Here is a 17,255-nt window from a genome sequence, read left to right as displayed (position 1 = left end):
TGCATCATGCAACAGGTGGATCGAGACTGACCAGTTCCCGCACATCATAGGCCAGCAGACTTTCCAGATGTTTCTGGCCGTCCGCAACATACAGGTCGCGCCCCAGCCCGTGGGCCAGACGCTCCACGCCAAAGCGCATGCCACTGATCGACGCGCCCGAAAGCCCCATGCTGGGCGTGGCCGAAAACGTGAAATTGTGAATGTTCGCCAGCATCGGCGCCAGCGGATCATCCCTGTCGCGCGGCAGGAACTGATAGTTGAGCCCAAGATAGGGGTAGCGTTCCAGCACCGCACTTTCCGACCCCACCGGCGCGGTATGCCGATCCCCCCACAGTGCGACGGAGGCGGCAAATGACTGTGTCTCCGGCCTGCGCGCGAGATCGATTGCAAAACCCGTGCCGATGATCAGGAAGTCAAAATGCATTTCCCCCGTGAGCGACTCCACCACGATCCTGTCACCATCCATACGCACCGCCGTCCATGGGCAGCCGGTTCGGTAGGAGAAGGTGGGATGCCTGCGGCAGCGCCAGAACGTATCCTGCGGCGGCGGCTGGTTCAGTTCGAATATCCGGCGCATGAAGCGCCAGCGCAGGTCATCGGACAGGGCAGGATAATAGGCGAGGAAGCCGGTATTCTCCATCCAGCGATAGGGGTTGACGGCCGGGATTTCCCTGCGCCGCAGGCACAGCGTGACACTGCCGGCCCCCGCTTCCAGCGCCGTGGCCGCGTTATCAAACGCCGAGGCCCCCGCCCCCAGCACACCGATGCGCCGGCCCTTCAGCGCCGCGAAATCAATCGCTTCCGATGTATGGGCATACCGGTCGCGCGGCAGGCCGGTGCGGATGAAATCGGGCACGTTCCATGTCCCGCAGCCTTCAATGCCGGTGGCCAGCACCAGCTTGCGCGCATACTGCACGTAGGTCGCGCCATCAGGCCGGCCAAAGGTCAGGCGCAGCAGGCCGTCCTCCCACGTCACGCCCTGGAAATCATGGTCATTGGCAACCGGCAGGTTAAGGATGTCCCGATACCAGTCCAGATAGGCCTGCCACTGTGCGCGCGGGATCTTGTCCAGCCTTTCCCATGCCTGCGCGCCGAACTGCGCTTCGTACCACGAGCGCGGCGTGAGCGAGGGCACGCCCAGGTCGGGTCCGGTCACGTATTTGGGCGTGCGCAGCGTGAGCATGCGCGCAAACGTCATCCACGGCCCTTCATCGCCCCTGGATGCCCGGTCAAAGATACGGATATTGGTGATGCTGCTGCGCCTGAGCGCGAAAGCCGTGGCCAGCCCGCCCTGTCCCGCGCCGATAATGGCCACATCCAGCACGCGCTGGCCGTGGCGCTCCATTGCGGGGACCCATTCCCTGTGTGGATAGCGGATGATTTCCATGTCCCGGCGCACCGCCGCATCCAGCGCTGCAAGCCCGCAGGCGGCCCCGGTTCCGGGCTGCGTGTTGGTATCCATCTGCGGGTTCCCGTCCGTGTTTTCCACCATGTGCCGATGCCGGTTTCACCCCGGCCCCGTCATGACAGGCCGATCTAATCAAACCGGCAGGTGTTCCGTCCATTACAATGATCCGACCATTGTGTTGCCCTTAACGCAACAGGCGGATCAGGCTATCGGCTCCCCGCCCATGTCCTGCATGCGGCGCAATTCCGCGCGCAGTTCCCCGATCACCGTTTCCAGCAATGGCGGCAGCCAGCGGGAATCGCGCACATAGGCCCCCAGGTCGGTCACGGCGCGGGTATCGCGCAGCGGTACGTGACACAGCCCGCCACCGGGCCGGGTACCAAGGGCCAGCGGTGACTGGAAGGCAAGCCCTGCACCCGCCTGCACCATGCGGTTGGTCAGTTCGATCGAGCCGGTGCGCAGCACCACGTCCAGTCGGTCCTGCCACGGGCGCAGCATGGGTTCCATCACCCGGTAGAGCGAGAGCGTACGCGTGGGCAGGATCAGGCGGCAGGCCACGCAGTCCTCTGCCGTAACCGTGCGCAGCGCCGCCAGCGGGTGGTCCGGCCGCATCACGGCGCCGATGGGAAAATGCGCCACCGCCACCCGCCGCAGTTCGGGATGGGGCGCCAGGGAAAAGGCAATGCCCAGATCCACCTGCCCTTCCCGCAGGGCGGAGACGATGGTTGCGGGCGATCCCACCTCCACATACAGGTCAATGGCCGGAAAGGCCGTGATGATCCGGCCCAGCAGCGCTGGCAGCAACTGCCCCGCAACGCCTTCCACCGCCATGATGCGCAGACGCCCCGCATGCCGGCCCGACAGGGCGCTGATCTGTTCCTCCGTCCGGGCGGCATCCTGCATCACGGTCACGACGTGCCGGGCCATGATGGCGCCTGCCTCCGTCAGCATCATGCCTTCGGGCAGGCGGTCGAACAGGGGCGCACCGATCTCGGCCTCCATCTGCGCCAGTTGCCGGGTCAGGGCGGAGGGGGCGACATTGAGCCTGCGCGCCGCTTCCCGTATGGAACGACATTCCCGCACGGCATTGAAATATGAAATGCCGCGCGCATGCAGCCGCATCATGCGCGGGATGCGGGAAAGCGGATCATTCATCGGGTCGTGTTCCCCCATTTTCACCACCATCCGCCTGTGCCGGTTACCACAAACGGATCACGACTGCCGCCGCCACCAGTGCTGCGACCATGGCGGCACATGATGGTCCGGCCGGTCCACGCCACATGATGGAAAGCCTTGCGGTCAGGAACAGGCGGAACCGGCCATGGCCCCGTCGCACGACACATGCACTACATGCCGTCCTGACGCACGGACAGCCGTGCCGCCTGACGCATGTCTGCCGACAGGCCGGAGCGGAAGGCCGGACAGGGCACATGGACCCCGCGGCCATCGCCATACAGCCGGTTGTCCTTCCATACCGTAACCCCACCGCGGATCACATGCACCGCACGCCCCCCAAGCGTAATCCCGCCATAGGGCGTATCGGGACCATGGGGGCAGGTTTCCAGCGCATCGGGGTCCCACAGGACCAGATCGGCATCGGCACCGGGCATGATGGCGCCCTTGCGCGGATAGATGTTGAAGGCACACGCCGCTGCCTGTGCGGTCACGGCCACAAATTCCCCGGCGCTCAGCAGCCCTGCCTGCACTCCATGCTGCCACACTGCGCGCATGCGCCCGGCCAGCCCGCCAGCCGGCCCGTTGCCCGGCTGGCCCGGGGGGCGGAAACCGCTGGCCACCATGCCGATGGTCCCCGCCGCCAGCGCACCCCATAGCGCACGGCGGTGCGTGCCATCACGGAAGGGCGGCAGGGTCATGCAGGGATCGGTGATACAGGAGCCGGATGGTGCGTCTCCACCCACGTCATATACGGCTTCATCCACCACCAGATGTGGGGCCAGCACATGCGCTGCGACCCGCTGGCCATCCAGCCGGGCTGCGGAGAGGCAGGTAATCGCCCCCGTGGTGGAAACCGGACCGATATGGACCGGGGCCCCCTGCAGCCCCGCCAGCATGATGGCGCGATGGGTGGCTTCTGCCTCGACCGCCGGGGGGGCGGCAAGCAGACAGGACTCGGCCCCCGTAATGCCCGCCTGCGCCAGTTCTTCACGCAGATAGGCCACGGCCTGTGCGTTCTGGGCCTCGATCCGGCACAGCGCGCCGCATCCGGCGGCGTGACCAGCCAGTTGCAGGATGGCGCGGTCGGACAGTCCATCCGCCATGGATAGATGGAAGGCATTCACCCCCCGGCGTTCCACAAGCACTTCCATGTCGCGCAGCACGCGGGCACCCGCGTCGGGCAACGCCATATGCAGCCCCACATCCACATGGGACCGCTCCGCCGCATGCCACCATGCCCGCCACGCTGCCCCCAGCGTGCCGCCATGGGGATGCATGGTATCGAGTATGGTCGTGGTCCCGCCCGCCAGCGCCTCCACCGTCCGTTCAAAACCGGATTCATCCGCGCCGATGGCCGTGTGCGGGTCCACCCCGCCGGGCAGGACCAGCAGGCCACCGGCATCAACCACCGTGCAGCCCATGGGCACTTCCAGGTCCGGGCCGGTGGTCAGTATCTCACCCACGCCGCCACACAGCACATCCACCCGCAGCGACGCCTGCGCCGTCACCACCGTGCCGCCGCGCACCAGCAGCAGGCCGCGTACCGCGCCATTGCGCATACCCATGCCTTTTAGTGATCGCGTATCTTGACAGGCATGCCCAGCGCCGCCCCCAGCCGCTCCAGCCTGCGGCGCACGCTTTCCCCCTGCACCACATCACGCCCCGGGGCGAAGTGAAGCGACAGCACCCCGCCTTCGCAATCCACCCGCGTGCCATCCAGCAGCGCCTCGGTCCCGCCGCTTACGCTATAGGCCAGCCGCAGCGCCTGCCCCAGCGCCACGGCATGGGTGAACTCCGCCTCACTCAGCAACTGACGCGAGGGCTGAAGATACGCAACCGAAAGATCAGCCCCGTACCGCACCGCCAGCGTAAGGGACAGGAAAGCCCGCGCGGGATGGGTAAATCCCACCCCCTGCAGGCGCAGGATACGCAGGTATGTCTGCTCGGCACGGTATTCCGGATGGTCATGCGCACCCACATCCGACAGGCCGCACGCCACGCGCCGCAGGCGCCGCGCCTGCTCTTCCTCATGCGCGAAAAGCGGCGCGGTCCAGTCCGCCAGCCGCCCCGGCAGGTTCATGCTGCGGCCCAGCATGCGGCACATTTCATGCGCGACCGCATCCTGCGGGTCATTTGCCGCGACGGAGGCCGCGACGTTACGCATGTACCACCCCTCCCGCAGGCCATCGACACAGAAGACCAGTTCGCGTGAATGCGTGCGCCGCATCAGCCGGCGCAGTACGGTAGCGGCATAGGGCGCATCCTCCAGCCGCTTGCGCGGCACGCCGGGCAGGCGTTCGAGCGAACGCTTGCCCGCGCCGATGATCCATTCCGCCATCTCGCGCGCGGTGTCGGGCGCAAGGGTATAAAGGTGGACGATATTGAGCGGATAGGCCGTGCGCGCGATCTGCAGACGCGCCAGCGCCCTGAAGCCGCCCCCCACCAGATAGAGATCCTGCCCCTGCACGTCATCCAGCCAGTCCACGCCGGACAGGTCCTCATCCACCAGCGCGCGGGCGCGGGCCAGGTCGCCCCCCGCACGGTCATTGAGCCGGATTACCCCCAGCGGCAGCGTGCAGGCATTGAGCTTGCGGCCGTTCTCCAGCCGGATCAGTTCCAGCGACCCCCCGCCGATATCGGCCACCAGACCATTGGCATCGGGTATGCCGCACAGTACGCCGGTGGCGGAATAGTCGGCTTCTTCCTCCCCGCTCAGGATACGGATCGGCACGCCGGGGAGGCGCGCGCGCAGGCCCGCCACGAATTCCGGCCCGTTGGTGGCGTCACGCACGGCGGCGGTGGCCAGCACTTCAAAGGGGCTGGCCTCCATCCCGCGCGCGATGGCGTTGAAACGGGCCATGACCTCCATGGCCAGGGGCACGGCCTCCTCATTCAACCGCCCCGTGGCGTTCAGGCCGCGACCCAGGCGCAGGACCACCTTTTCATTGAATATGGGGACCGGATTGCGTGAAATGCCGTCAAACACCACAAGGCGGACGGAATTCGACCCCAGATCTATGACCGCAGAGCGGCGAAACCCGCCATCACCCGTCACATCCGGCCCCATATGTCATCAGCCCACCCTGCCCTGCGCACGCCATCCATGCCGTAATCCTCAGTCCTCAATGTTCTGTTCCGCATGCCATGGCTGGGAAGCACTGACCCGGATGGGTGCGTCCCCCACCGCCGTGCCACGCCCCGTATAGCCCGGATGCTCCATGAAATATTCATGCGACGAAAACGGCCTGCGCCCCGGCTCCAGCCTGCGCCACACGCCGTTACGCTGCAGGATCCATGACTGGAGGTTGTCCTTCAGGTCAATCACCATGATCTGGTCCAGAACGCGGGCATGGATCTGCGGGTCCAGCATCGGCACCATGCTTTCCACCCGCCAGTCCATGTTGCGCTGCATCCAGTCGGCCGAGGAAATGTAGAGCTTCGCCTGCCGTGAAGGCAGGCGGTGCCCGTCGCCAAAGGCGTAGATACGCGCATGCTCGAGGAAGCGCCCGACAATGGACTTGATCTTGATATTTTCCGAAAGGCCCGGAACACCGGGGCGCAGGCAGCATATGCCCCGCACCACCGCCACGATGCGCACCCCCGCGCAGGATGCGGCGTACAGCCGGTCGATCAGGTCGGGATCGACCAGCGAGTTCATCTTCAGCCAGATATGCGCAGGCCGGCCTGCCTGCGCATGCGCGATCTCGCCCGCGATCAGTTCCTCCAGCGTGCGGCGGATCGTGACGGGGGAAAAGGCGATCGCCTCCATCCGGGCGGGCACGGCATAGCCGGTCATGTAGTTGAACAGCCGTGCCGAGTCGCGCACCAGTTCGGGATTGCAGGTGAAATAGGACAGGTCGGTATAGATCCGCGCCGTGATGGGGTGGTAGTTACCCGTGCCGAAATGGGCGTAGGAGCGCAGCGCGCTCCCCTCCCGCCTTACCACAAGACTGAGCTTGGCATGGGTCTTGAGGTCGGAGAAGCCGAAGACGACCTGCACCCCCGCCGCCTCCAGCACGCGGGAGAGGCGGATGTTCGCCTCCTCGTCAAAGCGTGCGCGCAGTTCCACCATGGCGGTCACGGCCTTGCCCGCCTCCGCCGCCTCGATCAGCGCCTTCACGATCGGGCTGTCGCGTGACGTGCGGTACAGCGTCTGCTTGATCGCCACCACGGCAGGGTCAAGGGCCGCCTGCCGCAGGAACTGCACCACCACGTCAAAACTTTCGAACGGGTGGTGCACGATCATGTCGCGCGCGCGGATGGCGGCAAAGCAGTCGCCGCCGCAATCCACGATCCGTTCGGGAAAGCGCGGGGTATAGGGTGGGAACAGCAGGTCGGGGCGGTCATCGACGATCAACTGCCGGATATCGCCCACCCCGATCAGCCCGGACTGGACGAATACCTCATCGGTTGGCGGGGCCAGCCCTTCGGCCATGGAGCGGGCCAGGTCCTCGGGCATGCGGGATTCGATGTCCAGATGGATCACCACCCCGCGCCTGCGGCGCTTGAGCGCACTTTCGTAGGAGCGGACCAGATCCTCGGCCTCGTCCTCGAACTCCACGTCCGTATCGCGCACGATGCGCATCACGCCCCAGTCCCCCGCCATCAGGCCGGGGAACAGGCGGTCGATGCACATCACGATCAGACGCTCCAGCAGGATGAAGCGTGTGACGCCGGGGGGGGAAAGGCTTGCCGGCAGCCGGATGAAGCGCTCGATGCGCGCGGGCAGCAGGATCAGCGCCTCCATCACGAACTGCCCGGTTTCGGCATTGAGCAGCCGCAGCGCCTGCGCGATTCCCATGTTGGGAATGAAGGGCAGCGGATGGGCAGGATCTATGGCAAGTGGCGTCAGGACGGGAAAGACCCGCTCCATGAAGCAGGTGTCCAGCCAGGCCTGTTCCTCATCGGTGAAGGAAACCTCATCGCATACCACGATGCCCGCCCCCTCCAGCTCGCGCTGCAGGTCGCGCCAGATGCGCTGCTGTTCATACAGCAGCCTGCCGGTGCGCTCGCGCACGGCGGCAAGCTGCTGCTGGGGGGTCAGCCCGTCGGGCGAGGTCTTGACCAGCCCTTCGCGCACCTGTCCCACCAGCCCCGCCACGCGCACGGAATAGAATTCATCCAGGTTGCTGGCGCTGATCGACAGGAAGCGCACCCGCTCCAGCAGCGGGTTGCGGGGATTGTCAGCTTCATCCACCACGCGCTGGTTGAAGTCGAGCCATGACAGTTCGCGGTTGATGAAGCGCTGGGGGGACGTGGCGTCGGGCAGCGGTTCCGCCGGTTCACGCACCACCACCTGCCGCCCCGTGCTGGCGGCCTTGCGGCTGCGCGTGCGGGCACGCGGTGATGCGGGCCTGGCTGCGGTCTTGCGTGGCGGTCTGGTCAATGCTTTCGGGCTCCCGTCCGGCGGTGGCATTCCATATTGCTGCAATCGACCCTAAACGAGCCCTGCGGATCTTGGCCAGAGCCCTGATACCCCCGGGCCATTCAGGACTCCGGCATGGATGCTGGCGGGCCGCCCCCGGCATCCACCAGCATGTCCGCCAGCACGCGGGCGGCAAGCATGCGCGTTACGGGGCGGCCCGTCGCCAGGGCGGCATGGTCCAGCCGCCGCACGGCTTCCTGCATGGCGCGCGCGGTACGCGGCAGCCGGCGGAGCAGCCATTCCACCACCGGCTGGGCCACCACGACCTGCCGCTCGGCCAGCAGGCGCAGCAGCAGCACGCGCAGCAGCCCGTCACCCGGCTGGCCCATGCCCACGGCCATGGTCGCGCGCAGCCTGCTGGCCAGGTCGGGCAATACCACCGGCCAGCGCGCCGGCGGCGTGCGCCCACCCAGCAGCAGGGCCATCCCCTGCTCCCGCGCGGTATTGAGCAGATGCAGCAGCGCCCGCTCGTCCCCACACATGTCCGCGCCGTCCAGCGCCATGGCCATGACCGGCGTCCGCCCCACACGCGCGGCGAACAGGGCCGTCACACGGGCATGCGACAGCGTTGCACCATGCAAAAGCAGGGCATCATGCATCCGTGCCCATATCTCGAGCATATGGGTCTTGCCGGTGCCGGCCGGCCCCCATAGCGCCAGCCTGCGGTCAGGCCATGGCGTGGGGCCCAGCAGCCAGCTGCGGGCCGCGGCGTTGGAGGGCGCGAAAACGAAATCACCGGCCGCAAAACGTGGCGTGTGGGTAAACGGCAACACCAGTTGCCCGATCGCGCCGGCAGCCGTGTTTTCATCCGTTTTCAGCTTCGTGCGCCCATCCACTGCTTTGTGCGTAGCCCCGCCTTGACGTAAAGAAGGCCGGAAGTCCGTTTGCTCCCGGTCCCATATGGCGGTTTTCATAGCCTGCCTGCGGGAGTCCGGGGAAGTGATAGTTTGATTACGAAAAAAGGCCCGCCGCATGACGTCCGCCCCACGCCCGCCCAAAGCCCCCGCCACCAGCCAGCCCGCCACCTACCGCGATGCCGGGGTGGACATTGCCGCCGGTGATGCGCTTGTCGAAGTCATCAAGCCCGCGGCAAAGGCCACGGACCGCCCCGGCACCATGGGGGGGCTGGGCGGATTTGGCGCGCTGTTCGACCTGAAGGCCGCCGGTTTTTCCGATCCCATCCTTGTTTCCTGCACCGATGGCGTGGGCACCAAGCTCATGATCGCCATTGAAAGCGGACTGCATGAAACGGTGGGCATCGACCTGGTGGCCATGTGCGTGAACGACCTTGTGGTGCAGGGCGCGACCCCGCTTTTCTTCCTGGACTATTTCGCCACCGGCAGGCTTGCGATCGAGGATGCGGCGAAGGTGGTGCGCGGCATTGCAAAGGGCTGTGCCGATTCCGGCTGCGCGCTGGTGGGGGGCGAGACGGCGGAAATGCCCGGCATGTATGCCGCCGGGCATTATGACCTGGCCGGTTTTTCGGTTGGTGCCGCGGAACGCACGGCGCTGCTGCCGGGCGAGATCCGGCCCGGTGATACGCTGATCGGCCTGCCCTCCGCCGGTGTGCATTCCAACGGCTTCTCGCTCGTGCGCAGCATCGTGGCGCGCAGCGGGCTGGGCTGGGATGCCCCCTGCCCCTTTGCTGACGGCCAGACGCCTGCGGGTCAGACACTGGGCGAAGCGCTGATGACCCCCACCACGCTGTATGTTCACCCCGTGCTGGACCTGCACCGCGCGGGGCTGCTGATGGGGGCTGCCCACATTACCGGTGGCGGGCTGCCGGGCAACCTGCCGCGCGTGCTGCCCCGGGGCGTACGCGCCGTGGTGGATGGCACGGGCTGGCCCATCCCGCCCGTATTCAGCTGGCTGGCCAGCACCGGCAATGTCACGACAGAGGAAATGCTGCGCGTGTTCAACTGCGGCATCGGCATGGTGCTGGTGGTGCGTGACAGTGCGGCAGCACTGGCCCACCTGGCCGAACGCGGGCAGCAGGCCTTCGTGATCGGTTCGATCGTTGCGGGCGAAAGCACGGACAGCCCGGCCACGCTGACATTCGACGAACTGCCCGAACTGCGTGACTGAACCGGCCGTGATGCACAAGACCCCCATCGCGATCCTGATCAGCGGGCGTGGCAGCAACATGCGCGCGCTGATCGAATCGTGTGCCCGCCCCGACTATCCCGCCCGCATCGCCCTCGTGCTCAGCAACAACCCCGATGCGCCGGGGCTGGACGCGGCGCGCGCGGCGGGGCTGCAGGCCCGCGCCATCGACCACCGCCCCTATAAAAAGGACCGCGCGGCCCATGAGCACGCCCTTGATGCAGCACTGCGCGCGGCAGGCGTGGAGTATGTCTGCCTTGCAGGCTACATGCGCCTGCTGACCCCGTTCCTGACCACCGCATGGGCGGGGCGGATGCTCAATATCCATCCCAGCCTGCTGCCTGCCTTCCCCGGGCTGCACACGCATGAGCGCGCACTGGAGAATGGCAGCCGGATCCATGGCTGTACCGTACACTGGGTAACGGAGGGCATGGATGAAGGCCCCATCATCGGGCAGGCCGCCGTGCCCGTTCTGGCCGATGACACGCCTGATGTACTGGGCGCGCGCGTGCTGCGGCAGGAACACCGCCTGTATCCCGCCGCCCTGCACCGCGTGCTGGTGCCCGAGGCGGCACAGGCCGCCAGTGCGGCAGACTGCCTGCTGTCGGTCTGATATAAATGGACAGCAGACGTTTCCGGGTGCCGCCTTTTTTCAAAAAGGCGGCGTTCTTTGAAGCTTTTTGAAAAAAGCTTCACCAGAAACCTCCCGTCATCTGCTTTCCAGACAGACCCCGGACATGAAAAAAGCCGGCCCGAAGGCCGGCTTTTCCATTGGCGGGACCGAAAGCGCCCACCACCATGATCCGTAAGGATCAGGGCAGGATTTCGGTGCCGGCGAAGAAGAAGGCGATCTCGTTCTTCGCGTTCTCCAGGCTGTCGGAACCGTGGACGGAGTTCGCTTCGATGCTTTCGGCGAACTGCGCACGGATGGTGCCCGCTTCGGCCTTCTTGGGGTCGGTGGCGCCCATCACTTCGCGGTTCTTCAGCACGGCGCCTTCACCTTCGAGCACCTGCACCACGACCGGGCCGGAGATCATGAAGGACACGAGGTCGTTGTAGAACGGGCGTTCCTTGTGCACTTCATAGAAAGCGCCAGCGGTCGCCTTCGTCAGCTGGATGCGCTTCTGGGCAACGATGCGCAGGCCGTTGCCTTCAAACACGGCATTGATCTTGCCGGTCAGGTTACGACGGGTCGCATCGGGCTTGATGATGGAGAGGGTACGTTCGACTGCCATGGGACAGCTCCTTTCAAACAGGTACTGAAATGCACGGGGCGGCATTGGACATGGCCCGACATCGCCCTACAAGGGCCATCTAGAGCATATCGTCGCGGACTGGTAGGTACAACCCGCACGAAACCAGCCATGTCCCCCATATTGCCGGAGTTTTCCGCCCGTGAGCCTGCTCGTCATAACCGACCTGACCCTGCGCATCGCAGGCCGCACCCTGCTTGATGGTGCCAGCCTGAGCATTGACCCGGGCCGCAAGATCGGCCTGGTCGGGCGCAACGGGGCGGGAAAATCCACGCTGCTTGCAGCCATAGCGGGCGATATCGCGCCCGATGGCGGCACGATCCACATGTCGGCCCGGGCCCGCATGGCGCGCATCCGGCAGGAAGCGCCCACGGGCCTTGGCTCCCTGCTGGACACGGTGCTGGCGGGGGATACCGAACGCACCAGCCTTCTGGCCGAATCCGAAACCTGTACCGACGTTGCCCGCGTGGCCGACATCCATGAACGCCTGCTGGCGATCGACGCGCACAGCGCGCCCGCGCGTGCCGCTGCCATCCTGTCCGGTCTCGGATTCGATGCACAGGCGCAGACCCGCCCGGTCTCGGATTTTTCCGGCGGGTGGCGCATGCGCGTGGCACTGGCCACGGCGCTGTTCCTCAATCCCGACCTGCTGCTGCTTGATGAACCGACCAACCACCTTGATCTGGAGGCCACGATCTGGCTGGAAAACTGGCTGGCCCGGTTTTCGGGTGCGGCCCTGATCGTCAGCCACGACAGGGGCCTGCTGGACCGCGCGGTGGACGCCATCGCCCATCTGGACCGCGGCAAGCTGACCCTGACACCGGGCGGGTATGAGGAGTTCGTGCGCATCCGCACCGAACAGGCCCTGCAGCAGGCCCGCATGGCCGAGCGCATCAACGCCAGGCGCGCGCACATGCAGTCCTTTGTCGACCGCTTCCGCGCCAAGGCGACAAAGGCCAGGCAGGCGCAGGCCCGCATCAAGGCACTGGAGAAGCTGCCCCAGATCGACAGCGTGGTGGAGGATGCTCCCAGCCACTTCGCCTTTCCCGAACCCTCCGCCCTGCCTCCGCCCATGCTGACGATGGAGCGGGTCTCGGCCGGGTATGGCGATCATACCATCCTGTCCAACCTGTCGCTGCGCATCGACATGGAGGACCGGATTGCCCTGCTGGGCGCGAACGGCAACGGCAAGTCCACCTTTGCCAAGCTGGTGGCGGGCAGGCTTGCCCCGCAATCGGGCACGATGCAGCACAGCCCGAAGCTGAAAGTGGGCTATTTTGCCCAGCATCAGGCCGAGGAACTGCGCCCGGACGAAACCCCGGTGGACCACATGGCCCGTGCCCTGCCCGATGCCACGCCGCCTGCCGTGCGCGCGCAGCTTGCCCGCTTCGGGCTGGATGCCGAACGCGCCGAGACACCAACGCGCGACCTGTCGGGTGGCGAGAAGGCGCGGCTGCTGCTGGCGCTGGCCACGCGCGATGCACCACACCTGCTGATTCTGGATGAGCCGACCAACCACCTTGACCTTGACGCCCGTGACGCGCTGATCCGGGCGCTGGCGGAATTTGAAGGGGCAGTGCTGCTGATCAGCCATGACCCGCATCTGGTGGAACTGGTGGCCGACCGGCTGTGGCTGGTGGGCGATGGCACGGTACGCCCGTTTGATGGCGACATGGCGGAATACCGCACATGGCTGACCGAACGGGCGCGCGCGGTGTCGAACAATGATCCCGCACGCCCTGCCGCGGCCCCAAGGCGTGACGACCGCCGCGAACGCGCCGAAGCCCGCAAGGCCACGGCGCCACTCCGCAAGCGCATCCGTGATGCGGAACAGCTTATGGCGCGGCTTGTGGCCGAACGCGCAAAGCTGGAAGCCCGCCTTGCGGACCCGAAGCTGTATGAAAGCGGCCGGGCGGAGGACGTTACGGCGCTCAACACCCGTCTGGCCGCCATTGCCCGCGAACATGACCGGGCGGAGGAAGACTGGCTGGAAGCCGAGACGGAACTGGAAGCCGCCAGCGCGGAGTGAAGGCACATTCAGCACAGCCGGCCGGTAAAAATAATGAAAATTCCGGGATGCCGCCTTTCCTGTCAAAAAGACGGTGTCCCGTGACGCTTTTAAAAAAAAGCTTCACCGGGAACGCCTTTACACTGCCGCGCAGTTTCTCCTGTCAGACCGGCATGCGCCGCAGCCCGGAGCGCTGGACCAGTATGCCCAGCCCGAATACCACAAGCCCCGTGGCCGACAGGCAGGCCGCCGCCCACCCGACGGACTGCATGCCATAGCCTGCTGCAATCACGGCCCCACCCAGCCACGCCCCGAAGGCATTGGCGATATTGACGGCGGAATGGTTCAGGGCGGCAGCCAGCACCTGCGCATCCGCCGCCACATCCATAAGCCGCGCCTGCAGGGCAGGCAGCAGCCCGATGATGCCGCCCATCAGGCTGATCACCAGCAGGATCGCCACCATATTGCCCGCGCATAGCGCGAACAGGCAGGACATGAACGTGCTGCCCGCCAGGATCACCACAATCGCCCGCACCGGACTGGTATCGACCAGCCTGCTGCCCGCAATGTTGCCCGCCACCATGCCAACGCCCCATAGCGACTGCGCCAGCGGCACCACGCCAGCGGGTACGTGCGTAACCCCGAGAAGCACCCCGGTCATGTAGGTCCCGATACAGAACATGCCGCCAAAGCCGACTGCCCCGGTGGCCAGCGTGAACCAGACCTGCCCACGCCCGAGCGCGCCCGCTTCGCGCAGGGGGGAACTGCCTGCGCCCGCTCCCACATCGGGCACGCCGCGCGCCAGCAGGCCCAGCGCCAGCACGCCCAGAAGCGTGATCACGCCATACATCGCGCGCCAGCCCAGCACCTGCCCGCCCCATGTGGTCAGCGGCACCCCCACCACGTGGGCGACCGTCAGGCCCACAAACACGCTTCCCACCGCACGCCCCCGCCGCGCGGGATCCACCGTAGCGGCCATGACCAGTGCGGCCACGCCGTAAAAGGCCCCGTGCGGCAGCCCGGTCATGAACCGTGCGTAAACCAGTGACCGGTATCCTGGCGCCAGCACGGAGGCCGCATTACCCATGATGAACAGAACCTGCAGCATCAACAGCAGCCTGCGACGTGACAGGCCCGCCCCAAGGATGGTGATCAGCGGCGCCCCCACCACCACACCCAGCGCGTAGGCACTTATGACATGGCCCGCCACCGGCACCGATATGCCCAGCGTGCGCGCCATGTCGGGCAGCACGGCCATGAGCGCGAACTCACCCGTGCCGATGGCAAAGGTGGCCACGGCCAGCGCCAGCCCGGCACCTGCCGTCACCGGGCGGGATGGTGCAGATGCGGATGTGGGGGAATTGTCAGCGTTACACACATGTCCGCCCTTTCGCGGCAGAAGAGATTGGCTTACGGCTTGCAGATCAGTGCGGCATCGGCCCGGTCATGCGCAGATGGCACGGTATGGTCCCACATGACGGATTCCCGGCCCGGCGGCAATCCATCCGCCGTGCCGCACGTTATCATGGTTCCATCCGTGCCTGCATGCCTGCGCCGCACAACCCGTTTCATGCCCTCCATATGGACATCTAGATGACAGTCTCATCCCCTTCGGCCCCTTCCCACGCACCGGAGTCCGGACAGAACAAGGAAAAAAAACACCCCGAAACCCCGGATACCGACCCCCGCGCCGCCCAGCTGGCGCGCATCTACGCCCTGCTGCGCCTGACGCTGGCCATTACGATTGTCGTGATGCTGATATGGGTGGTGGGCGATGTACTCATGGTCATCTTTGCCGCGACCCTTGTCGCCGTCATCCTGCACAACCTGGCGGGCATTGTCGAACGCCGCATGCGCCTGCCCTACTGGCTGGCGCTGACCGCCGTGGTCGTGGTGCTGATCGCCGCCCTGACCGGCCTGGTCTGGAGCAGCGGCCCCGAAATATCGGAACAGGCGGTCAAGCTGCGCACCGCGCTGAGCGAGCAGGCCCACAGCCTGCGTGACAGCATGGGCCATTCCACCACCGGGCGCATGATCCTGGACAACCTGCCCACCACACTGGGGGGGAACGAAGCCGCATCGGGCACGAGCGGATTCGGCTCCCTGGCGGGGTCCATGACGGGCTTCGTCTCCTCCGCCTTCGGTGCCGCGGGCACGCTGGCGGTCATCCTGATCGCGGGGCTGTATTTCGCAATCTCCCCCGAACTGTATGTCAACGGCATGCTGCGCCTGGTGCCGCATGCCTACCGAAAGGCATCGCGCAACCTGCTGCTGACAGCGGGCCGCACCCTGTGGGCATGGACGGCGGGACAGGCGCTGGACATGACGGTGGTGGGACTGCTGTCCTTCATCGGGCTGTGGTGCATTGGCGTACCGCTGGCGCTGGCGCTGGGCGTGGTGGCGGGGCTGGCCAACTTCATCCCCTATATCGGCGCATTCGTGGGCGCCGTGCCCGCCGTGCTGATCGCGCTCTCGCAGGGCACGCGGGAGGGGTTCATGGTCATGGGGCTCTACGCCGCCATCCAGTTCTTCGAAGGCAATGTCATGGCCCCGCTGATCCAGCGCCACGCGGTGCAGATGCCACCGGGGCTGACCATCCTGTCGCAGACGATCTTCGGCACCATTCTGGGCATTCCGGGGCTTATCCTGGCCTCGCCGCTTACCGCCGCCCTGCTGGCGGTGGCCGATCGCGCCACCCCGGAACTGAAGGAAGACGAACGGGTCTGAACGCATGACGGGGCGGAAGACCATGCTCCCGCCCCGTCATGAACGTCAGGCCTCATCCCTGCCGCGGACATTCAGCCCAGCAGCGTATTCACATCAATATGCGCCATGCCCGCGCGGGTGGCGGCGGTCATGCCCTCGCGGCTGTCCTCGAACACCAGGCAGGCATCGGGCGCCACCGCCAGCCTGCCCGCCGCCATCAGGAACATGTCAGGCGCGGGCTTGGGGTTTTCCACATCATCTATGGTGATGATGACGTCGAACAGCGGCTCCAGCCCCAGATGCCGCAGGCAGGCCGAGACGATCTGCCGTGACCCGTTGGAGGCCACGGCCATGGGCAGGCGACCATGGTACTGGCGGGCGATATCCGCCACCACCGTGATCTCGCGCAGCACATGCAACTGCCGGAGCATGCCGTCACGCGCCCGGTTTATGATCCCGGCGCGGTCCACGCTGCGGCCAAGCCGTTCTTCCACGATATCCAGCACCATGTGCTCGGACATGCCGCCATGGCCATGGAACCATTCCGGCGGCACGCTCTGGCGGATGGCGTCCTCAAGGGCGGTCAGCCAGCCTTCGCGGTACATGGGCAGGCTGTCGACCAGCGTGCCGTCACAGTCAAAGATCAGCCCGCCAACGCCGTCATGCACAAGACTCATGGAAAGGCGGACCGGGGATAGTCGTACTGGTTGACCAGTTCACGCAGCGCGTTGAAATCCTTGTCCCTGTAATGATGGAAACGGATGACGGCGCCGGGCTTTTCCTCCACGAACACGGTATTGTTCCAGTCCGCGGCGCTGATGCCGGTCCACAGCGTGATGCGGTAGGGAACCGGCTGCGCGCCCGCGGGCTGCTGGCCGGTGGGGGCGGCCTTCATCTCCAGCACGGCATCGCCGCTGGATGGCGGGGTCTGGCCCAGCGGGCCCCAGCCCTTGGTATGGGCCTGCATCCAGTCATTCAGCGCATGGACCTGAGCTGTCGTCAGCGTGCGCTCAGCGCGCATCGGACCGATGGAAATGGTGCCGCTTTCCATGGTGGGAAAGCTCATCGGACGGAAATTGGGCATGGCCATGTACCACAGCCCCGCCGCCGTACCGACCGTAATGAACAGGAACCCGATCAGCAGCGCTGTCTCGCGTCTCATTGTTGTATGATCTC

At 66.2% G+C, this 17,255-nt stretch carries 14 protein-coding genes; 4 read left to right on the top strand and 10 right to left on the bottom strand.

Annotated elements, in window-relative coordinates:
* Positions 1 to 4 precede the first annotated feature (4 nt).
* The 6 genes from LDL32_RS15635 to LDL32_RS15610 form a co-directional block, all read right to left on the bottom strand.
* On the bottom strand, positions 5 to 1,462 hold the full coding sequence (locus LDL32_RS15635) for an NAD(P)-binding domain-containing protein (protein ID WP_233068364.1): 1,458 nt from the start codon (positions 1,460 to 1,462) through the stop codon (positions 5 to 7).
* A gap of 147 nt (positions 1,463 to 1,609) precedes the next feature.
* Positions 1,610 to 2,563 carry a LysR family transcriptional regulator gene (locus tag LDL32_RS15630; RefSeq protein ID WP_233068362.1) on the bottom strand — a complete coding sequence of 318 codons (954 nt, stop codon included), beginning with the start codon at positions 2,561 to 2,563 and terminating at the stop codon, positions 1,610 to 1,612.
* 191 nt (positions 2,564 to 2,754) lie between these two features.
* On the bottom strand, positions 2,755 to 4,149 hold the full coding sequence (locus LDL32_RS15625; RefSeq protein ID WP_233068360.1) for an amidohydrolase family protein: 1,395 nt from the start codon (positions 4,147 to 4,149) through the stop codon (positions 2,755 to 2,757).
* A gap of 5 nt (positions 4,150 to 4,154) precedes the next feature.
* The gene (locus tag LDL32_RS15620) at positions 4,155 to 5,651 is read right to left on the bottom strand and encodes a Ppx/GppA family phosphatase (RefSeq protein ID WP_233068359.1); all 1,497 of its coding nucleotides are present in this window, start codon (positions 5,649 to 5,651) and stop codon (positions 4,155 to 4,157) included.
* 48 nt (positions 5,652 to 5,699) lie between these two features.
* Entirely contained in the window at positions 5,700 to 8,000 is a 2,301-nt protein-coding gene (locus LDL32_RS15615; protein WP_233068358.1) for an RNA degradosome polyphosphate kinase, read from the bottom strand.
* Positions 8,001 to 8,071: 71 nt separating this feature from the next.
* Positions 8,072 to 8,845: a chromosomal replication initiator DnaA gene (locus LDL32_RS15610; protein ID WP_233068357.1), complete on the bottom strand. Its 774-nt coding sequence runs from the start codon at positions 8,843 to 8,845 to the stop codon at positions 8,072 to 8,074.
* 136 nt (positions 8,846 to 8,981) lie between these two features.
* Between LDL32_RS15610 and purM the strand changes: the two genes are divergently transcribed.
* Together purM and purN are read left to right on the top strand one after the other, a co-directional pair.
* Complete coding sequence (gene purM / locus LDL32_RS15605; protein WP_233068356.1) at positions 8,982 to 10,094, top strand: phosphoribosylformylglycinamidine cyclo-ligase; 1,113 nt, start codon at positions 8,982 to 8,984, stop codon at positions 10,092 to 10,094.
* A gap of 10 nt (positions 10,095 to 10,104) precedes the next feature.
* Positions 10,105 to 10,725, top strand: coding sequence for a phosphoribosylglycinamide formyltransferase (gene purN, locus LDL32_RS15600; protein ID WP_233068355.1), 621 nt, complete (start codon positions 10,105 to 10,107; stop codon positions 10,723 to 10,725).
* Between the two features lie 199 nt (positions 10,726 to 10,924).
* Here purN and ndk read toward each other — a convergent pair whose 3' ends face one another.
* Positions 10,925 to 11,347, bottom strand: coding sequence for a nucleoside-diphosphate kinase (ndk, locus tag LDL32_RS15595; RefSeq protein WP_233068354.1), 423 nt, complete (start codon positions 11,345 to 11,347; stop codon positions 10,925 to 10,927).
* 160 nt (positions 11,348 to 11,507) lie between these two features.
* Here ndk and LDL32_RS15590 point away from each other — a divergent pair, with 160 nt between their 5' ends.
* Positions 11,508 to 13,394: an ABC-F family ATP-binding cassette domain-containing protein gene (locus LDL32_RS15590; RefSeq protein ID WP_233068353.1), complete on the top strand. Its 1,887-nt coding sequence runs from the start codon at positions 11,508 to 11,510 to the stop codon at positions 13,392 to 13,394.
* Between the two features lie 142 nt (positions 13,395 to 13,536).
* Here LDL32_RS15590 and LDL32_RS15585 read toward each other — a convergent pair whose 3' ends face one another.
* On the bottom strand, positions 13,537 to 14,676 hold the full coding sequence (locus tag LDL32_RS15585) for an MFS transporter (protein ID WP_255673957.1): 1,140 nt from the start codon (positions 14,674 to 14,676) through the stop codon (positions 13,537 to 13,539).
* Between the two features lie 290 nt (positions 14,677 to 14,966).
* Here LDL32_RS15585 and LDL32_RS15580 point away from each other — a divergent pair, with 290 nt between their 5' ends.
* On the top strand, positions 14,967 to 16,100 hold the full coding sequence (locus LDL32_RS15580; protein WP_233068351.1) for an AI-2E family transporter: 1,134 nt from the start codon (positions 14,967 to 14,969) through the stop codon (positions 16,098 to 16,100).
* Between the two features lie 71 nt (positions 16,101 to 16,171).
* Here LDL32_RS15580 and LDL32_RS15575 read toward each other — a convergent pair whose 3' ends face one another.
* Entirely contained in the window at positions 16,172 to 16,756 is a 585-nt protein-coding gene (locus LDL32_RS15575; protein WP_233068349.1) for an HAD family phosphatase, read from the bottom strand.
* Entirely contained in the window at positions 16,753 to 17,241 is a 489-nt protein-coding gene (locus LDL32_RS15570; protein WP_233068347.1) for a hypothetical protein, read from the bottom strand. The genes LDL32_RS15575 and LDL32_RS15570 overlap by 4 nt, the downstream gene beginning before the upstream one ends.
* Positions 17,242 to 17,255: the final 14 nt, after the last annotated feature.

This window comes from Komagataeibacter sp. FNDCF1, from assembly GCF_021295335.1.
Lineage (GTDB): Bacteria > Pseudomonadota > Alphaproteobacteria > Acetobacterales > Acetobacteraceae > Komagataeibacter.
Note: the sequence above shows the minus strand (reverse complement) of the source record. Positions and strands in the feature narration are given on the sequence as shown.